The organism is Nocardia stercoris, assembly GCF_003696265.1.
In the GTDB taxonomy this organism is placed as follows: domain Bacteria; phylum Actinomycetota; class Actinomycetes; order Mycobacteriales; family Mycobacteriaceae; genus Nocardia; species Nocardia stercoris.
In genome coordinates, this window is sequence record NZ_RFFH01000022.1 from 71,686 (window position 1) to 86,733 (window position 15,048).

Annotated in this window: 16 protein-coding genes; 8 read left to right on the plus strand and 8 right to left on the minus strand. The window is 70.1% G+C overall.

Features of this window, described 5'->3' with window-relative positions:
* The 5 genes from EBN03_RS30515 to EBN03_RS30535 form a co-directional block, all read right to left on the minus strand.
* Positions 1-1,434 (minus strand): nitrilase-related carbon-nitrogen hydrolase, encoded by a 1,434-nt coding sequence (locus tag EBN03_RS30515; RefSeq protein WP_158675793.1) that lies wholly within the window; start codon positions 1,432-1,434, stop codon positions 1-3.
* A 65-nt stretch (positions 1,435-1,499) separates the two neighbouring features.
* Positions 1,500-2,165, minus strand: a complete 666-nt coding sequence (locus EBN03_RS30520) for a response regulator (protein ID WP_122191634.1) — start codon at positions 2,163-2,165, stop codon at positions 1,500-1,502.
* Positions 2,162-3,322, minus strand: a complete 1,161-nt coding sequence (locus EBN03_RS30525) for a sensor histidine kinase (protein WP_122191635.1) — start codon at positions 3,320-3,322, stop codon at positions 2,162-2,164. Before EBN03_RS30525 ends, EBN03_RS30520 begins: the two co-directional genes overlap by 4 nt.
* Positions 3,323-3,695: 373 nt before the next feature.
* Positions 3,696-4,892, minus strand: coding sequence for a glycoside hydrolase family 76 protein (locus EBN03_RS30530; RefSeq protein WP_122191636.1), 1,197 nt, complete (start codon positions 4,890-4,892; stop codon positions 3,696-3,698).
* A 124-nt stretch (positions 4,893-5,016) separates the two neighbouring features.
* Positions 5,017-5,769, minus strand: a complete 753-nt coding sequence (locus EBN03_RS30535) for a GTP-binding protein (RefSeq protein ID WP_122191637.1) — start codon at positions 5,767-5,769, stop codon at positions 5,017-5,019.
* Positions 5,770-5,900: 131 nt separating this feature from the next.
* Here EBN03_RS30535 and EBN03_RS30540 point away from each other — a divergent pair, with 131 nt between their 5' ends.
* The 3 genes from EBN03_RS30540 (at position 5,901) to EBN03_RS30550 (ending at position 8,859) form a co-directional block, all read left to right on the plus strand.
* Positions 5,901-6,347 carry a Zn-ribbon domain-containing OB-fold protein gene (locus EBN03_RS30540; RefSeq protein ID WP_456093820.1) on the plus strand — a complete coding sequence of 149 codons (447 nt, stop codon included), beginning with the start codon at positions 5,901-5,903 and terminating at the stop codon, positions 6,345-6,347.
* Positions 6,340-7,539 carry a lipid-transfer protein gene (locus EBN03_RS30545; protein WP_122191639.1) on the plus strand — a complete coding sequence of 400 codons (1,200 nt, stop codon included), beginning with the start codon at positions 6,340-6,342 and terminating at the stop codon, positions 7,537-7,539. The genes EBN03_RS30540 and EBN03_RS30545 overlap by 8 nt, the downstream gene beginning before the upstream one ends.
* 450 nt (positions 7,540-7,989) lie before the next feature.
* Positions 7,990-8,859 (plus strand): alpha/beta hydrolase-fold protein, encoded by an 870-nt coding sequence (locus EBN03_RS30550; RefSeq protein WP_122191640.1) that lies wholly within the window; start codon positions 7,990-7,992, stop codon positions 8,857-8,859.
* A gap of 276 nt (positions 8,860-9,135) precedes the next feature.
* Here EBN03_RS30550 and EBN03_RS30555 read toward each other — a convergent pair whose 3' ends face one another.
* Both EBN03_RS30555 and EBN03_RS30560 read right to left on the minus strand, forming a co-directional pair.
* Entirely contained in the window at positions 9,136-9,456 is a 321-nt protein-coding gene (locus tag EBN03_RS30555) for a hypothetical protein (protein WP_147471765.1), read from the minus strand.
* Between the two features lie 74 nt (positions 9,457-9,530).
* Positions 9,531-9,998, minus strand: coding sequence for a DoxX family protein (locus EBN03_RS30560; RefSeq protein WP_122191642.1), 468 nt, complete (start codon positions 9,996-9,998; stop codon positions 9,531-9,533).
* A 134-nt stretch (positions 9,999-10,132) separates the two neighbouring features.
* On the opposite strand from EBN03_RS30560, the gene EBN03_RS30565 reads away from it, so the two are divergent.
* Positions 10,133-10,642, plus strand: coding sequence for a TetR/AcrR family transcriptional regulator (locus EBN03_RS30565; RefSeq protein WP_122191660.1), 510 nt, complete (start codon positions 10,133-10,135; stop codon positions 10,640-10,642).
* A 96-nt stretch (positions 10,643-10,738) separates the two neighbouring features.
* Here the strand turns inward: EBN03_RS30565 and EBN03_RS30570 are convergent, their stop codons facing one another.
* On the minus strand, positions 10,739-11,683 hold the full coding sequence (locus EBN03_RS30570) for an MBL fold metallo-hydrolase (RefSeq protein ID WP_122191643.1): 945 nt from the start codon (positions 11,681-11,683) through the stop codon (positions 10,739-10,741).
* A gap of 95 nt (positions 11,684-11,778) precedes the next feature.
* Between EBN03_RS30570 and EBN03_RS30575 the strand changes: the two genes are divergently transcribed.
* The 4 genes from EBN03_RS30575 to EBN03_RS30590 are packed head-to-tail and all read left to right on the plus strand — an operon-like array spanning position 11,779 to position 15,024.
* Entirely contained in the window at positions 11,779-12,210 is a 432-nt protein-coding gene (locus tag EBN03_RS30575; protein WP_158675794.1) for a MerR family transcriptional regulator, read from the plus strand.
* A gap of 50 nt (positions 12,211-12,260) precedes the next feature.
* Positions 12,261-13,382 carry an ArsB/NhaD family transporter gene (locus tag EBN03_RS30580; protein ID WP_122191645.1) on the plus strand — a complete coding sequence of 374 codons (1,122 nt, stop codon included), beginning with the start codon at positions 12,261-12,263 and terminating at the stop codon, positions 13,380-13,382.
* 50 nt (positions 13,383-13,432) lie between these two features.
* Positions 13,433-14,521 carry a DNA polymerase III subunit beta family protein gene (locus EBN03_RS30585; protein ID WP_122191646.1) on the plus strand — a complete coding sequence of 363 codons (1,089 nt, stop codon included), beginning with the start codon at positions 13,433-13,435 and terminating at the stop codon, positions 14,519-14,521.
* Positions 14,518-15,024, plus strand: coding sequence for a hypothetical protein (locus EBN03_RS30590; RefSeq protein WP_122191647.1), 507 nt, complete (start codon positions 14,518-14,520; stop codon positions 15,022-15,024). The genes EBN03_RS30585 and EBN03_RS30590 overlap by 4 nt, the downstream gene beginning before the upstream one ends.
* The last annotated feature ends 24 nt before the right edge of the window (positions 15,025-15,048 follow it).

Genomic DNA, 15,048 nt, shown 5'->3' on the forward strand with positions numbered 1-15,048 from the left:
TCAGCAGCATCGGAACCGGCGCGGGTGGTCCGCGGTCCGGGATCGGAAGGTGCCGAGAACCGCGATGGCGAGCAGCGCTGCCGCGACCGCGGCGAACCAGTCGCCGAAGCGGGCGTAGACGGTGGGCCCGGCGGGCTGGGGGATGTCGGCGAGGACCGATCGGGTCACGGTGATGTCGGTGTTCGAGGAGGCGAGGATGCTGCCGTGCGCGTCGCCGAGGACCAGTTCGCCCAGTTGTGCGGCACGGGCGGTGCCGAGACCGGATTCGACGCCGCGCAGCACGGCCATGCGACTGTGCAGCCAATGATCTTCCCGGAAGTCCAAGGCCGGAACCAGGAGCAGAGTCGCACCGTGATTGCGATCGGCGCGAACCAGGTCCGGGAAGTCGAGGTCGAAGCAGACGGCCAGTGCCCAGGAGGTGCCGGGTAGCTGTGTCAGTTCGGTTCCCGCGCTCAGGTCGGATTCGAAGCCGGGCACCAGGTGGTGTTTGGCGTAGACGACACCGGACGGGAAGTCGATCGCGGCATTGATGCGGGTTCCGCCCTGAGTGAGGAGCACGCCCGCGATCACGTCCATATTGCGGCGCACCGCCACCTCGGTGAGCGGGCCGGACAGCGCAGGCAGGGTGGATTCGGTGGCGCGCCAGGACTTCTCGGGTAGGACCACGATTCGGGCACCGCGGTCGGCGAGCCGGTCGATCTCGGCCACGGCTCGGGTGATCATGTCGCGGCCTGCCGCGCTGTCGGCCGGCACGTAGTCCTCGGGCTGTGCCACCGCGAGCAGAGCCACCGGCACCGGGTCGTGACCCGCGGGGCCGGACAGCTGCCAGAAGCCGTAGCCGCTGACCGCGATCATCATCGTGAGCGCTGTGGCCGCGCAGCGAATGCGGGAGCGGCGCGGGATGGTGACATCGATCAGTACCGCCGCCACCGCCGGGACCAGCAGGATCAGGAACGAGATGCCCAGCCGCCCGGTCAGCGCCGCGACCTGGACCACCGGCAGCACATCCGCCTGCGTGTAGGCCAGGCTCCACCAGGCGCCGTACGGCCCGGCGACGGCGATCAGGTATTCCATGAGAACCCAGCCCGCCGGTAACGCGAGTACGGCCGGGCCCGGTCGGCCGCGCCGGATCAGCGTGCCGGTCAGTGCGATCAGGCCGGCGTAGGTCGTGGCCGTGACACCGAGCAGCAGGACGGTCGCCAGGGGCGGCTGTTCGAGCGTGCTGGAGAAGTAGGGAACGAGGGGGATCGCGCCGAGAAGCCAGGAAACGAACCCGCAGGCGAAGGCCGTCCGGCCCGATACGCGAGAGGCGATCAGCAACACCGGGAGCGGAGCCAGGGCAACGACCCCCGGATGCGGGTTCAGACCGGTGCCGAGCAGCCACAATATCGCCGAGACAACCACCGCGATCGGAACCGTCACAAAGCGTTTCATTCCCTCGATGCTGCGCGGCGCGGCGCCCGCACACATCGCCGACAGGAGCGAATCGGCGATCGCTCCTAGGAGTGGTCGCGCCCGGGAATCACCAGCCCGGCCTCGTAGGCGAAAACCACGGCCTGCACCCGATCTCGCAACGCCAGCTTCGAAAGGACGGTACTCACATGGGTTTTCACGGTGTGTTCACTGACCGTCAGCGCGCGGGCGATCTCCGCGTTCGATTGTCCGCGCGCCAGTTCACGCAGGGTGTCGAGTTCCCGGTCGGTCAGGCAGCCGAGGCGGTTCGCCAGCTCCGGGCGTGGGCGGCCCGGCTCGGTCAGCCCGGCGATCAGGCGGCGGGTGACCGCCGGTGACAGCAGTGCGTCACCGGCGGCTACGACGCGGACCGCCTGCACGAGTTCGTCGCGGCGTGCGTCCTTGAGCAGAAATCCGCTCGCACCCGCGTGCAGTGCCGCGTAGACGTATTCGTCGGTGTCGAACATGGTCAGTACCAGTACTTTCGCCGTCGTCCGCGCACAGATGGCCGCGGTGGCGGTGACCCCGTCCGACCGGGGCATGCGGATGTCCATCACCACCACGTCGGGGTTCAGCGCCTCGGCCTTCTCGACGGCCTCGACGCCGTCCGCGGCCTCGCCGACCACCGTCATATCGGCTTGGGCGGACAGGATCATGGCGAAGCCGCCGCGGAAGAGGTCCTGATCGTCGACCACGAGTACTCGCACGGTCACAGGCCCCTGGCGATCGGCAATTCGGCGACGAGGGCGAAACCGGGGCCGGATCCGTTGTCGCGCAGCACACCACCGCAGGATTCGACACGTTCACGCATACCGATCAGACCGGATCCCCGGCGAGCGGTGTCGTGCCGGCCGCGACCGTCGTCGCTGACGCGTACCGTGAGAGTTGTTGCCGACCAACGCAATTCGACATCCACATGTTCGGCACGCGCATGTTCGAGCGTGTTCGTCAACGCCTGTTGCACAACTCGATACGCCGCCACGTCGACCTCTCCCGATACCGCTCGGCGCCCGCCCGTTTCCTGGAACGTCGCCGATACGCCGCTACGGCCGCACATATCCACCAGGTCGGGGATCGCGGCGATGCCGGGCTGGTGGCACGCATCGTCGCGGCCGTTCCGCATGGCGGCGAGGCTGAGCCGCAGTTCGTGGACCGCGGCGCGGCCCGTATCCGCGATACCGGCGAAGACGGCGTTCGCCCGATCCGGGTCGGAGCCGGTGAGCAGCGGGCCGGTCTCGGCTTGCACGATCATCAAACCCAGTGCGTGCGTGACGATATCGTGCACATCGCGGGCGATCAGTACGCGCTCCCGTGCTACCGCCGCGACCCGCTCCTCGTCGATGCGCCGTGCCCGCTCGCGCAGCAGCTCGATCTGGGTGTGGCGGGCGCGCACGCCCGTGCCCAGCGTCCACGCGGTCAGGAAGGACAGGGCCGCGTACCCGTAGGACTGGATCGGTTCGCCGGGCACGACCAGCGACGCGATGATGCCCAGTACCCCGGTCACCGCCGCGATCAGCCGCACGACGGCCCCGCTGTAGGCGGCGATCGTATACGCGCACACCACAGTCGAATACGGCAGCGCGGGCAGCGCGTGCACACAGGCCAGGGCGGTGATCCCGGTGCCGACCACACACAGGGTGGGCAGCGGTGCACGCCTGCGCCACAGCAGCGGCACCGACGCCGTCAGCGCCAGCCCGATCACCCATGGGGCGCGCCCGTCCGCGATCTGTGGTCCGACGGTCGCCACCGTCACCAGCACGGTGACCGCGGCATCCACCATCCACCCCGGCACGTGCCGGAACCGCTCCGCGGTCCGTCCGGAAAGCCGCTCCTCGACCTGCGGCACTGCACCGCCTTCGCGAATACCCATAACCCGTCGAGTCTCCCCGGTGCCGCACCGCCGCGCCTCCCCCGTGCGGACGATAAGCCTCTCCCTCGCAAGATCGACGCGTAAGCAATCGAATCCGCCCGAGTATCCGGTTTCGGGAGGGTGGGGAAGCGGTTCTGGTCACGTATCCGGACCGCTTCCCCGCCCGAAGGGAGTGGATGATCGACAACCACTGATGTTCCACGGAGGGGATCGGTGGAACCCGTTCCAACCTAGTGCCCGGGGCCGGTGTGCCGAAAGTCCGTGGCGGACTTCGCGGGCCGATTAGGGACACCATCCGGCAATCGGTCCGGTACCTGCCCTGTCGATTCGGGGGTGCGGGTGGCCGCCCCGATCGGCCGGCGCCGGACCCGGCTCAGAGTCCCGCGGCGATCAGCTGGTAATCCGCCTCGAGCAGCATCCACGCGCTCAGTTGGACCGACAGGTCGCAGCTGAGGTTCGGTCGCCGATCGGCAGCCGAAGCCGTGTGCCGCACAACGGTTCTCGGGTCCGCGACGACCGGGCGGGTCCAGTCCATCCCGAACAGCGGGAGCCCGTCGACCTCGCCGCGATGCTCCCACGCCGCCCGCGCGGACGTGTGGACGATGTCCGCGGCGATCACGTCACCCAGAGCCAGTGCGGCTTCGGCCAGATATCGGGCGAGGATGCCCATGAACAGCCCGGAGTCGTCCGCGGCGGCCCCGGCGATCACGCCCGACTCGGTGAGCCGGTCCTCGGTGGCGGCGACCAGCTCGGAGACCCGGAAATGGTGACCCGAACCGCCGGTACGCGTGGCCAATTCGGTCTCCAGCCCGATGGTGACGCCCTGACAGTAGGTGTGGGTGGTCCGGTTGAGCAGCCCGCCGGGCTCGTGCACACCGTCGAGGGTCAGACCACTGTCCGCGTCGCACAACCGGGTGCGCAGGAAGTCGGCGAGCTGACCGGCCCGGGAGAGCTCACCCAGCCGCGTCATGGCGATCCCGGTCGGGCCGATGGCGGGAGTGTTGAAGAAATCGTCGCCGTGCCGCCAGGGCACCGCGCCCACGACCGGGCTGATGCCGCCGATCAGCGCGGACTTCAGGTCTCCGACCGCGGTGCCGAGCTGGACACCCAGCAGCCGCTCGGCGCGTTCGATGGCCAGGATCAGCCAGGCCATGTCGTCGTAGTAGCGGTTGGTCCAGCCGGTGAGGTTGCGGGTGTGGATGCCGCGGGCCACCGCGACGACCCGGTCCACGCGCTCGGGAGTTCGCTCGCGATATGCGGCGTCCACCGCGCAGTCGAGCAGGTGCGCCTGCCACCAGTAGTTCCATCGCAGGAACAATCGGTCGTACACCGACGCCGGCCACACCATCGTGCCCAGCCGCTTGCGCGGGTGCCCCCAGAGCGGACGCACATACCGCGCCACGATCGCTCGTTCCGCCAGATCGGCCCGCTGCTCACGGTCCGCCGGTGCGCTGGGTGCGGCCGGCGCGAACGCCGGCACCCGCGGCGCCTGCGTCAGCGCCCCGAGTGCGATCGCCGTGCCCCCGACCAGCATGCTGCGCCGGCTGATGCTCTGGTCCCGGTGATCCATCGTTCGGCCCCTTACTGGACAACGACCACCATCCGCAGGACCGTGCACGACGGCCCGAACCTGCGCATATCAGCCTAACGCGGGGCTGTGGGTTGTCGACGGACCCGAAGCGGGATCCCGCTCGTCAGTAGTCGAGGGCGTGTTCGGGCTGGCAGACGTCCATGGGGGAGGGTAGGTAGCGGACCACGGCGTCCAGGAGCGAGGCGATGTTGTCACTGGTGGCCGGTGCGCGGCACAGGACCGGGACCACCTCGCCGATGCGGGTCAGGTGGCGAATGCGGTTGTGCAGTTGGGCGGGTGGAAATCTCGGGGTGCCGAACGGGTGGGCGGCGTCCTGTTCGGTCACCGTGTCGGTGAGCGTGCGGTACCACTGCTCGGCGACTTGCCAATGGCCGCCGTAGAATTCGGCCATCGATTCGAGCTCCCACATCGTGGGCAGGTCGAGGACGCCCGCGCAGTCGATGCCGAGGCCGAGCGGGATCTGTAGGGCGAGGGGGACCGCGCCGCGGATGTCGGCGAGGGTGCGCAGACAGCGGTCGAAGTCGGCGCCGGGTCGATCGAGGCCGGTGACCAGGCACAGGCGCGCGACCTGATGGTCGTCGGCGACCTGCAGTACCGTCTCCAGGCGCGGGGCGGTGGCGACCGCGTCCACGATCGCGATCACGCCGTCGGCGACGCGGATGGACCGTTCCAGGCGGGCAATGGGCGCGTGGATCGACAGCTCGGCGAGGTGGATCGTGTGATCGACGCCGTCGGCGGCCCATTCGACCGTGGCCGCGGGGTGCGCGAGGCGGTGGATCACCGCGGCCGTGTCGGCGGGTTCGCCGACGATCGTGACATTGCAGATCGACTGCGGGTCAATGGGCTTGGCTTCCATCGCGGCGTGCTACTCCAGATCGACTCGCGGATGCCGGACATCCTGGATCCGTTCTCACGGTACCTTCGCCCGCGAACCGGCGGATCGGATTTCGCCCCAAAAGTAGAACGTGTTCCTATAACGTCGGGTTGGTGCAGAAAGAACAACGCCCCGCAGTGGCAGACTGGTTCACTGCGGATGGAGACGACGTACGGCTGAAGGGCAGCCAGTGCTCTGCCTGCGGCACGCCGTACTTCCCACGCAATACGCTGGCCTGCCGGAACCCGCAGTGCACCGGCCCGAAGGACGGGTCCGAACTCGTCGAGTACCTGTTCTCCACGCGGGGGCGGATCTGGTCGTACGCCGACGCGCGCTACAAGCCGCCGGCCCCGTATGTCTCGCCGGACCCGTTCGAGCCCTACGTGATCGCGGCGGTCGAACTCGACGTCGAGAAGATGGTGATCCTCGGGCAGGTCGTGCGCGGCCTGACCGTCGACGACCTGGCCGTCGGCATGCCGGTCGAGTTGACCGTCGGCGTGCTGTACGAGGACGACGAGGCAGAGCACACGGTGTGGATGTGGAGGCCGGTCAATGGCTGAGAACGATCGGGACATCGCGGTCCTCGGCGCGGGCATGCACCCGTGGGGCAAGTGGGGCCGCAACTTCGTCGAATACGGGCTGGTCGCGGCCCGCGCGGCGCTCGCCGACGCTGGTGTGAACCACCTCGACGTCGGGTACATCGCCGGCGCCGACACCATCCGCAACGGCTATCCGGGCTTCGTGGCCGGCGCGACCTTCGCGCAGGCGCTGGGGTGGTCGGGCGCGCGGATCTCCAGCAGTTACGCGGCGTGCGCCTCGGGCGCGCAGGCGATCGCCAACGCCCGCGCCCAGATTCTGGCCGGGCTCACCGATGTGGCACTGGTGGTCGGGGCCGACACCACCCCGAAGGGCTTCTTCCAGCCGGTCGGCGGCGAGCGCCGCGACGACCCGGACTGGCTGCGCTTCCACCTGCTCGGCGCGACCAACCCCATCTACTTCGCGCTCTACGCCCGCCGCCGCATGGCGCTGCACGGTGCCACGCTCGACGACTTCGCCGCGGTCAAGGTGAAGAACGCCCGGCACGGCCTGAACAACCCGTACGCCCGGTACCGCAAGGAGGTGTCGGCCGAGGAGATCGCCGCCTCCGCGATCGTGTCGGATCCGTTGCGGCTGTTGGACATCTGCGCCACCAGCGACGGTGGCGCCGCGCTCGTGCTGACTTCGATGGACTACGCGCGCAAGCACGGCATCGCCGACCCGGTCCGGATCAAGGCCCTGTCGACGGTCACCCCGACGTTCCCGAAGACCGTCATCGACCTCCCCGACTTCGCGACCGACTCCGCGATGGCCGTCCCCGCACCGGACCTGACTTTCCGCTCCTCGATGGCGCACGCCGCCTACGAGGAGGCGGGCCTGGGCCCGCAGGACCTGTCCATGGCCGAGGTCTACGACCTGTCCACCGCCCTGGAACTGGACTGGTACGAGGACATCGGCCTCTGCGAGGCCGGCGGCGCCGAAGACCTGTTGCGCAGCGGCGCAACAGCATTGGGCGGCCGCGTCCCGGTCAACCCCAGCGGCGGCCTCGCCTGCTTCGGCGAGGCGATCCCCGCCCAGGCGATCGCCCAGATCTGCGAACTCACCTGGCAGCTGCGCGGCCAGGCCGACGGCCGCCAAGTCGAGGGCGCCCGCACGGGCATCGCGGTGAACCAGGGCCTGTTCGGCCACGGTTCCGCCACGATCGTCACTCGCTGACCCGTCGGCTCACGTCGTTCCCGGCCCACACTGGCCGGGAACGCGCGGACGGGCGGTGGGCTCCCGGCTCGGATGTGCCGGGAGCCCTTGGTCTTTCGTTGTCAGGGTTCCAGTTCGAGGGCCATTCCGACTTGGTGACCGCCTGCCCGGGGTGTGGCCGGTACCGCGGTGGACGGATCCTTCGTGTCGCCGGTCGGCTCGGGGCCTTCGGCGGTCTCTGCGGGGGCGAAGTCCGGCCTCGAAGGTGAGTTCTCGTCCGGGGACATGCTGGGGGCTCGTCATCTGAATACCTCCTGTTTGCCGGGCTCGCGGGTGTTGCCGGTGCGGTGGAGTAGTCGGCTCGGAGTCAGCCCTTCGGGAGTTCGTTTCCGCCTTCGGGTGGGGACCGAGGCCGGGCCCTCGAGACGCGCATGGGCTGGGCGGAGGCCACGGCCCGTATCATCGGGACCCATGATCGACCGGAGGTTCAGTCGTCGCGCGTTGCTCGGCGGGGGTTTGGCGTTGGCGGCGTGCGCGGCGCCGGGGCGCTCGGCAATCGCGCCCACCAGTTCGGCTCAGGTCGCAACCACTGCGGTCACAACGACTTTGCGGCGGACGGCCTATCAGCCGGGGCAGATCGTGAGCGGGGAGTTCGTGTCGGCGGCGCGCGGGGGCGCGACCTGCGGGTGGAGTCTGGCGTATCCGCCGGTGCAGGTGAACGGGCCGCTGCGGGTAGCGATCGCGCTGCACGGCCGGTGGGCCACCCACAACGACGCCTTCGCCGGGCTGGGGCTGGATTCCGCTCTGGCGCAGGTTGTTTCGGCCGGGACACCGCCGTTCGCGATCGCCGCGGTGGACGGCGGCGACGGCTATTGGCATCCGCGGAATTCCGGTGAGGACGCCGGGGCGATGGTGACCGCCGAATTCCTGCCGGTCCTGGCCGGGCTGGGGATCGATACCAGCCGGATCGCGCTGCTGGGCTGGTCGATGGGCGGCTACGGGGCGCTGTGGCTGGCTTCGCAGCTCGGGCCCGGGGTGGTCGCCTCCGTGGCGGCCGAAAGTCCCGCGCTCTGGCACAGTTTCGGTGAATCCGCGGCCGGCGCGTTCGACGACGCGGACGATTTCGCGGCGCACACCGTGTTCGGGCGGGAGGCCGCGCTGTCCGGTATCCCGGTGCGGATCGACTGTGGCACGAGCGATCCGTTCTACAACGCCACCCTCGACTTCGTCGGTGGCCTGTCGCCGGCGCCCGCGGGTGAATTCCCCGACGGCGGGCACAACGCGGACTTCTGGCGGTCGATGGCCCCCGCTCAACTCCAGTTCATCGGCAGCCATTGGTGATTCGGCCGGATCCCGCTGCATCACTCGGCCGACGGCGGGGGCGGCGGGGTGCCTGGCAGTGGCGGCGTGTCCGGGGGCGGCGGGGTGCCTGGTAGCGGTGGCGAGGCACGTCGGAGGCCGCGCCACGTGCGCGTGTAGTCGCTCGGTGAACGCCCGGCTGACCTGCGCGGTGCCGCGGGGCGACGCTTCGCCGGCGAAACGCGGAGCGGCCCCGAACGAATCCGGGGCCGCTCAACCGTGGGTGAGCTGTATTCGATTGTGGCGGTGGACTGCCGGTCAGCGGTCGAGGCGGGCGGCCGCGGTGGTCAACGCGGTGTGGATGCCGTCGACGGCGGCGAGCGCGTCGGCGTAGGCGGCACGACGGCGGTCGGGGAACGACCTTGTGGCAGTGTGCTTTTCGGCGCGCTGTTCGAGGCGGCCGCGCCGGTCGGCGACGCGGTCGGCGGCAGCGGTGAGAGCGGGGATCACGGTCGCGGTGTGGCGGGCGACCGCGGCCGGGTCCTGGCCCGCTGCCGCGCCCAGGCCGGCGCGGGTGGCACGGACCGGCAGGACCAGCTGGCGGTGCAGGATGTCGGCGGTCGAGCTGCTGGCGTTCATCGGGACTCCTCGGTGATTCTCGGCCGGTGTCTCCGGCGTCGAATACATCGTGCAACCCTGCCCTTAGGGCAAGGTCAAGCCGGAAGTTTCGCCGGCGTCTGCCGGGTCCGGGCGACCACTGTGACGGTCGCGGCCAGGAACACGATCTGCATGAGGGTGCGCGGGACGAGCCGGTCCTCGAACGCGGTCGACTGATGGTCGATCGCCGCGTAGACGTTCGCCGGGAACATCAGCACCAGCTGGGCGGTGAGCCCGATCGCCGCCCACCGGGCTGTCCACGGCTGCCACAGCAGGCCGACGGCGCCAAGTAACTCCAGCACGCCGGTGAGCGTCACCAGGAATCCGGGTGCGGGGAGCGCCGGGGGGACCATGGCGATCAGCTCGTGCCGCAGCCCGATGAAATGGGCCAGGCCGGTGGTGGTGAACATCGCGGCCAGTCCGCCGCGCAGCGCGACCGTCGGATCGCGCAGGGCGGCGACGCCGAGCCGGCCCGCGGCGAGGACAGCCAGGGTGACCGTGATCAGGATGATGAGTGGAGCCATGACGACCTCTCCTCGGATCTTGCCAATGGAAAGATTGGACACCGCCGGAGTCGAACTTGTCAATGACTAGATTGGGATAGGGTCGTCAGGTGACCGACGCGAAGCCCTACCACCACGGCGATCTGCGCCGCGCCATGCTCGCGGCCGCGGTCGCGGCCATCGACGAGCACGGCCCGTCCGCCCTCAGCCTCCGCGACCTGGCTCGCCGCGCGGGCGTCTCGCACGCCGCCCCCGCACACCACTTCGGCGACAAGGTCGGCCTGCTCACCGCCCTCGCCACCGAGGGCTTCGACCTGCTGGCCGACCAGCTCGAGCTGGTGCGCGGCCGCGGCATCGTCGAATTAGGGGTCAGCTACGTACGTTTCGCGACCGATCACCGCGCGCACTTCGAGGTCATGTTCCGCCCGGACCTCTACCGCGCCGACGACCCCGCCGTGGCCGCCGCGGGCGAACGCGCGTATTCGCTGCTGGCCGAAGGCATCGGAGTCGAGGCGGCCGAGGACGGCTCGGCCCTGCTGGCCGCGTGGTCGCTGGTCCACGGCTTCGCGACCCTGTGGAACGCGCACATCCTGCCCCCGGAACTGGTCGCTGATCCGAGCGCCGGAGCCCGCGCGATCGCGGAGATCTTCGCTCGCAGACTGTGAGTGCCGCGCGGACCGTCCGCCTCGACCAGGATTTCACCGTGACCCGGGATGGCGGAGCGAGGCGCCACGACCTCACTCCGCTCGGTGCGCCCGCGCTCAGTGCACGACCGTCTCCTGGGACCGCAACGGCTGCGCCGCGTCGTGGTCGTGGGTGGGGACGACGGTGACCATCTGCCGGATCGCATGCAATCGGTGCAGGGTCTTGAAGGCTTCGTCCCGGTCGTGGTCGACGAAATTGCCCGGGTAGGCGGACTTCTGGCGGATCTTGTCGACCTGGAGGTAGTGCCAGGCGGCGTCGCCGGCCAGCAGGACCCAGCCGCGATCGGTGTGGGCGAGGACCCCGATACTGCCGGGAGTGTGGCCGGGCAGGGCGACCAGCACCACGCTGCCGTCGCCGAACAGGTCGCGGCTGCGGGTGAAGGTGAGCACCGGCGGGCCGTCGAGGTCGTAGTCGACCACCGGGCGGTCCCGCAGCGAATCACGCACTCCGCCGACGGGTGACACCGTGCCGGTACTCACCCAGTCGTGTTCGGTCCGGTGCAGGTGGACCGGCAGCCCGGGCAGGTCGAGCAGTCCGCAGACGTGATCCCAGTGGGCGTGGGTCGGCAGCGCGAAATCCGGTGCGGGCAGGCCGGGTTCGCGGGACAGGGCGGTCACGGTCGCCAGTGTGGTGTCCGGCGGGGTGACCACCGCGCGCAGGATCGCCGGAAGTTGGGCGATGGCACGGTTTTTCGCGTCGAGACACACGCTCGGATCGACCAGGAAGGTCGCCTCGGGGTGTGTGACGACGAACGTGGTCAGGGAGCTGGTGATCCGGCGCGGGGCGAACGCGCCCTCCACGACCATCGCCGTCGGCACCGAGCGCGGCGCCTGCTCCAGGGCCGTCACCCGGACCGTGCGCCGGGGCGTGGGCAGCCCCGCATCGGTGATCGAGCGCAGGAATCGTTCGTCGACCGGCCGCGGCCGGATCGCACCCCCGGCCAGCTCCGCCGCCGCGACGCAGCAGTCGACGATGCTCGGGGAATGCACTGGATCGGACATCTCTCGCCTCCGTTGGTCGTCCCGGCGGACTGGTCTTCCGCCGTGATCCATGGCAGGCTAAAACTTAAGGTCGACCTGAAGTAAAGGGGCGAATCGTGACCACTGTTCAGGAGCTGCGGATCGGCGACGCCGCCGCGGAGCTCGGCATCGAAGCGCACGTCCTGCGGCACTGGGAGTCCGTCGGACTGCTCCACCCGGAACGCAGCCCGTCCGGCCACCGCAGCTACACCCCCAACGTGCTCGACCGCTGCCGCATGATCCTGATCCTGCAGCGAACCGGGTTGTCGCTGGCCCAGATCCGCGAACTCGGCAGCAGCGCACACGACGAGCGGCTACGGCTGATCGCCGGCAAACGGGCCGAGATCAGCCGCCGGCTCGCGTTGCTGCGTGCCACGGACCGCTTCCTGGCCCACCTCGCCGAATGCCGGCACCCGGTGATCGCCGAATGCCCGGAGTGCTCGGCGTTCACGCGAGCCGACCGGGGAGCGGGGTCGCGAGTGCCCACCCCGCGCGCGGTGGCGCCCTAGCCACGTCCCGGGCCGGGCCGCGCGGACGCGGTGTTGGCATGCTGGGGTGAATGTGGGTGATTCTGGTCGGGCTCGCGACGCTGGCCTTGGTGACGGGGTGGCTTCCGTCCGCGGACGCAGTCGATATCGGCGTCCTGCGGGCCGGGCCGATTCTGGTGTTCCTGGTCGCGGTCACCGTCCTGGCCGAACTGGCCGACGCCGCAGGGGTATTCGACGCCGCTGCCCGAGCGTGTGCCCGGCTCGCGCGCGGCCGGGTGTGGGCACTGTTCGGACTGATCGCGGTACTGGCCGCACTCGTCACCGTGGGCATGAGCCTGGACACCACCGCGGTCCTGCTCACGCCGGTCGTCCTGACCGTCACGCGCCGACTCGGGTTGCCGCCCATGCCGTTCGTGGTGCTCGTCGTGTGGCTGGCCAACACCGCGAGCCTGCTGCTGCCGGTGTCGAACCTGACGAATCTGCTGGCACAGCAGCACACGGGAATCTCCAGCATCGCGTTCGCCGGGCAGATGGCCGCGCCGGCGGTCGTCGCGGTCGCGATCACCGTCGGTTACCTCGCCCTGATATTCCGGCGCGATCTGACCGGACGCTATTCGGTGCCCGCTGCGGTGCGGTCGGCGGACGTGGTGACCTTCCGGGTCTGCGCTGCCAGTTGCCTCGGGTTCGCGGGTGCCGTCGCCGCCGGAGTCGCACCCTGGGCCGCTGCCGTGGTCGCCGCGATCATCACCGCCGCCGTGTTCGCGCTGCGCGAGCCGGCCCGGCTGGACCGGTCGTTGCTGCCGTGGCGGCTGGTGCTGACCACCGAGGCGATGTTTCTCGTGGTCGCGACGATCACCCGGCACGGTCTGGGCAGCGTGCTGGCTCACCTGGCCGGCGACTCCGGCGCGGCGACCACGGCAACCGCCGCCGTGTCGAGCAATGTGGTCAACAATCTGCCCGCCTATCTGGCCATGGAAGGCGCTGCCGGCCACGACCACACACGGCTGTTCGACGCGTTGCTGGGCACGAATCTCGGCCCGCTGGTGACGATGTGGGGATCACTGGCCACCCTGCTGTGGGCCGAACGCTGCCGAGCTCACGGAATCCGCATCGCACCGGCGAAGTTCGCGGCTCTGGGCCTGGGCGGAGTACCTGTCCTGCTGCTCGGCTCCTGGGCCGCACTGCACCTGTGACCACCGCCACGAGTTGACCTTCAGGTTGGTCGAAGGCCGATGATGACGAGATGTCATCGTCGGAGCTGATGTCGATCGGGGTCTTCGCCCAGCGCACTGGACTGACCGCCAGTGCCCTGCGGTTCTACGCCGACAGCGGGCTGCTGCGGCCGGCCGAGGTCGACCCGGTCACGGGTTACCGCTATTACGGCCGCGACCAGTTCGAGCGCGCGGTCACCCTGCGGCGGCTCCGCGAGATGGGTGTGTCGCTGGAGGCCGCCGACACGATCCTGTCCGCCGCGCCCGCCGCGGCGGCGCGGCTGATCGACGACCATGTCGCGCGGATCGTGGCGGATGCGGCGACCGTGCGCCGGAGAGCGCTCGCCCTGAAGGCGGCTCTGACCGGGGCGACCCATCTTCCGGTGGTGGAGGCGAGCGGACCGGTGTTCGCCGCAGCGGTGGAGCAGGTCCTGGCCGCGACCGCGCACGAGCCGACGATGCCGGTGCTCAACGGGCTGCGGGTGGAGGTTACGCGGGACGCGGTGACATTGACCGCGACCGACCGCTACCGCTTGTCCACCCGAACGCTCGTACCCACGGATTCCTTTGTCACGCAATGGGCTACGACTGTCGACGGCGACGATCTGCGTGCCGCGCTGAACGACCTCCGGCGCAGCGCGTCGGTCCGCATCGACGCTGCCCCGCACGGCATCCGGTTCCGGGCCGGCAATCGGGACGACCGGCACTGCCGATCCCTGCCCGACGACTTCCCCGACTTCCGGGCGATGCTGGCCGCGCTGCCCAGCCCCACCACACGCGTCGCAGTACCGAAAGGCCGATTCCTCGGCGCGCTGGAATCCCGAGGGGGAGAACACGTCCTGCTACGTGTGACTGCCCAGCACGGACTCGATATTCTGCCGGACGCGGAACACCCGATTCCCGCCACGGTCACCGGGCAGGACCTCGCGATCGCCTTCGAGCTGACCACGCTCTACCCGGCCGTCGGCACCGCGATCGGCCCAGATCTCATCCTCGAACTCCGCGGCACCGACGGCCCCGCCACGATCCGCTCCGCCGACCACGGTGACCTCACCACACTCGCCATGCCCACCGACCCGCGACCGTTCGGCGCGACACCTCGACCAGGAGAACCTCGATGACCGACGACACCACAACCGATCCCACCATGGACGCCATCGCCCGAGCAGTTGCCGAGGGCCGGTCCGGCGATCCGGTCGCCGCCCGCCGGCAACTGCTGACCCTGTGGTCGGAGATCGGGGTCCTCGGTGACGCCCTGCACCGCTGCACACTCGCGCACTACCTCGCGGATCTCTACCCCGATCCGGCCCGAGCCCTCGCCTGGGACATCCGTGCGCTCGACGCGGCGGACGCGGTCAGCGAACAACGCGTCCAGGATCACGATGCCGGCCTGCACATCGCCGGCTTCTACCCGTCACTGCATCTCAACCTCGCCGACAGCTACCGTCGTCTCGGTTCCTTCGCCGCGGCGGCCGAGCACATCTCCGCCGCCGAAAAGTGCTGTCCCGAACTGCCCGACGACGGATACGGCACGGTGATCCGCACCGCCGTCCGGGAGGTGGGCGAGGCCGTGGCGCGGCGAGACACGACGGCGCGGTCCTCGGCACCCGGATCGGCTGTGTGACAGGCGGGGTCACCGCATCGAAAT

Excerpts from the sequence above, each read along its gene's own strand:
- EBN03_RS30555 (WP_147471765.1), bottom strand. The coding sequence starts at position 9,456 with ATGAACGCCAGCAGCTCGACCGCCGACATCCTGCACCGCCAGCTGGTC.
- EBN03_RS30550 (WP_122191640.1), top strand. The coding sequence starts at position 7,990 with ATGATCGACCGGAGGTTCAGTCGTCGCGCGTTGCTCGGCGGGGGTTTG.
- EBN03_RS30535 (WP_122191637.1), bottom strand. The coding sequence starts at position 5,769 with ATGGAAGCCAAGCCCATTGACCCGCAGTCGATCTGCAATGTCACGATC.
- EBN03_RS30570 (WP_122191643.1), bottom strand. The coding sequence starts at position 11,683 with ATGTCCGATCCAGTGCATTCCCCGAGCATCGTCGACTGCTGCGTCGCG.
- EBN03_RS30530 (WP_122191636.1), bottom strand. The coding sequence starts at position 4,892 with ATGGATCACCGGGACCAGAGCATCAGCCGGCGCAGCATGCTGGTCGGG.
- EBN03_RS30560 (WP_122191642.1), bottom strand. The coding sequence starts at position 9,998 with ATGGCTCCACTCATCATCCTGATCACGGTCACCCTGGCTGTCCTCGCC.
- EBN03_RS30585 (WP_122191646.1), top strand. The coding sequence starts at position 13,433 with ATGTCATCGTCGGAGCTGATGTCGATCGGGGTCTTCGCCCAGCGCACT.
- EBN03_RS30545 (WP_122191639.1), top strand. The coding sequence starts at position 6,340 with ATGGCTGAGAACGATCGGGACATCGCGGTCCTCGGCGCGGGCATGCAC.
- EBN03_RS30525 (WP_122191635.1), bottom strand. The coding sequence starts at position 3,322 with ATGGGTATTCGCGAAGGCGGTGCAGTGCCGCAGGTCGAGGAGCGGCTT.
- EBN03_RS30565 (WP_122191660.1), top strand. The coding sequence starts at position 10,133 with ATGCTCGCGGCCGCGGTCGCGGCCATCGACGAGCACGGCCCGTCCGCC.
- EBN03_RS30515 (WP_158675793.1), bottom strand. The coding sequence starts at position 1,434 with ATGAAACGCTTTGTGACGGTTCCGATCGCGGTGGTTGTCTCGGCGATA.
- EBN03_RS30590 (WP_122191647.1), top strand. The coding sequence starts at position 14,518 with ATGACCGACGACACCACAACCGATCCCACCATGGACGCCATCGCCCGA.
- EBN03_RS30580 (WP_122191645.1), top strand. The coding sequence starts at position 12,261 with ATGTGGGTGATTCTGGTCGGGCTCGCGACGCTGGCCTTGGTGACGGGG.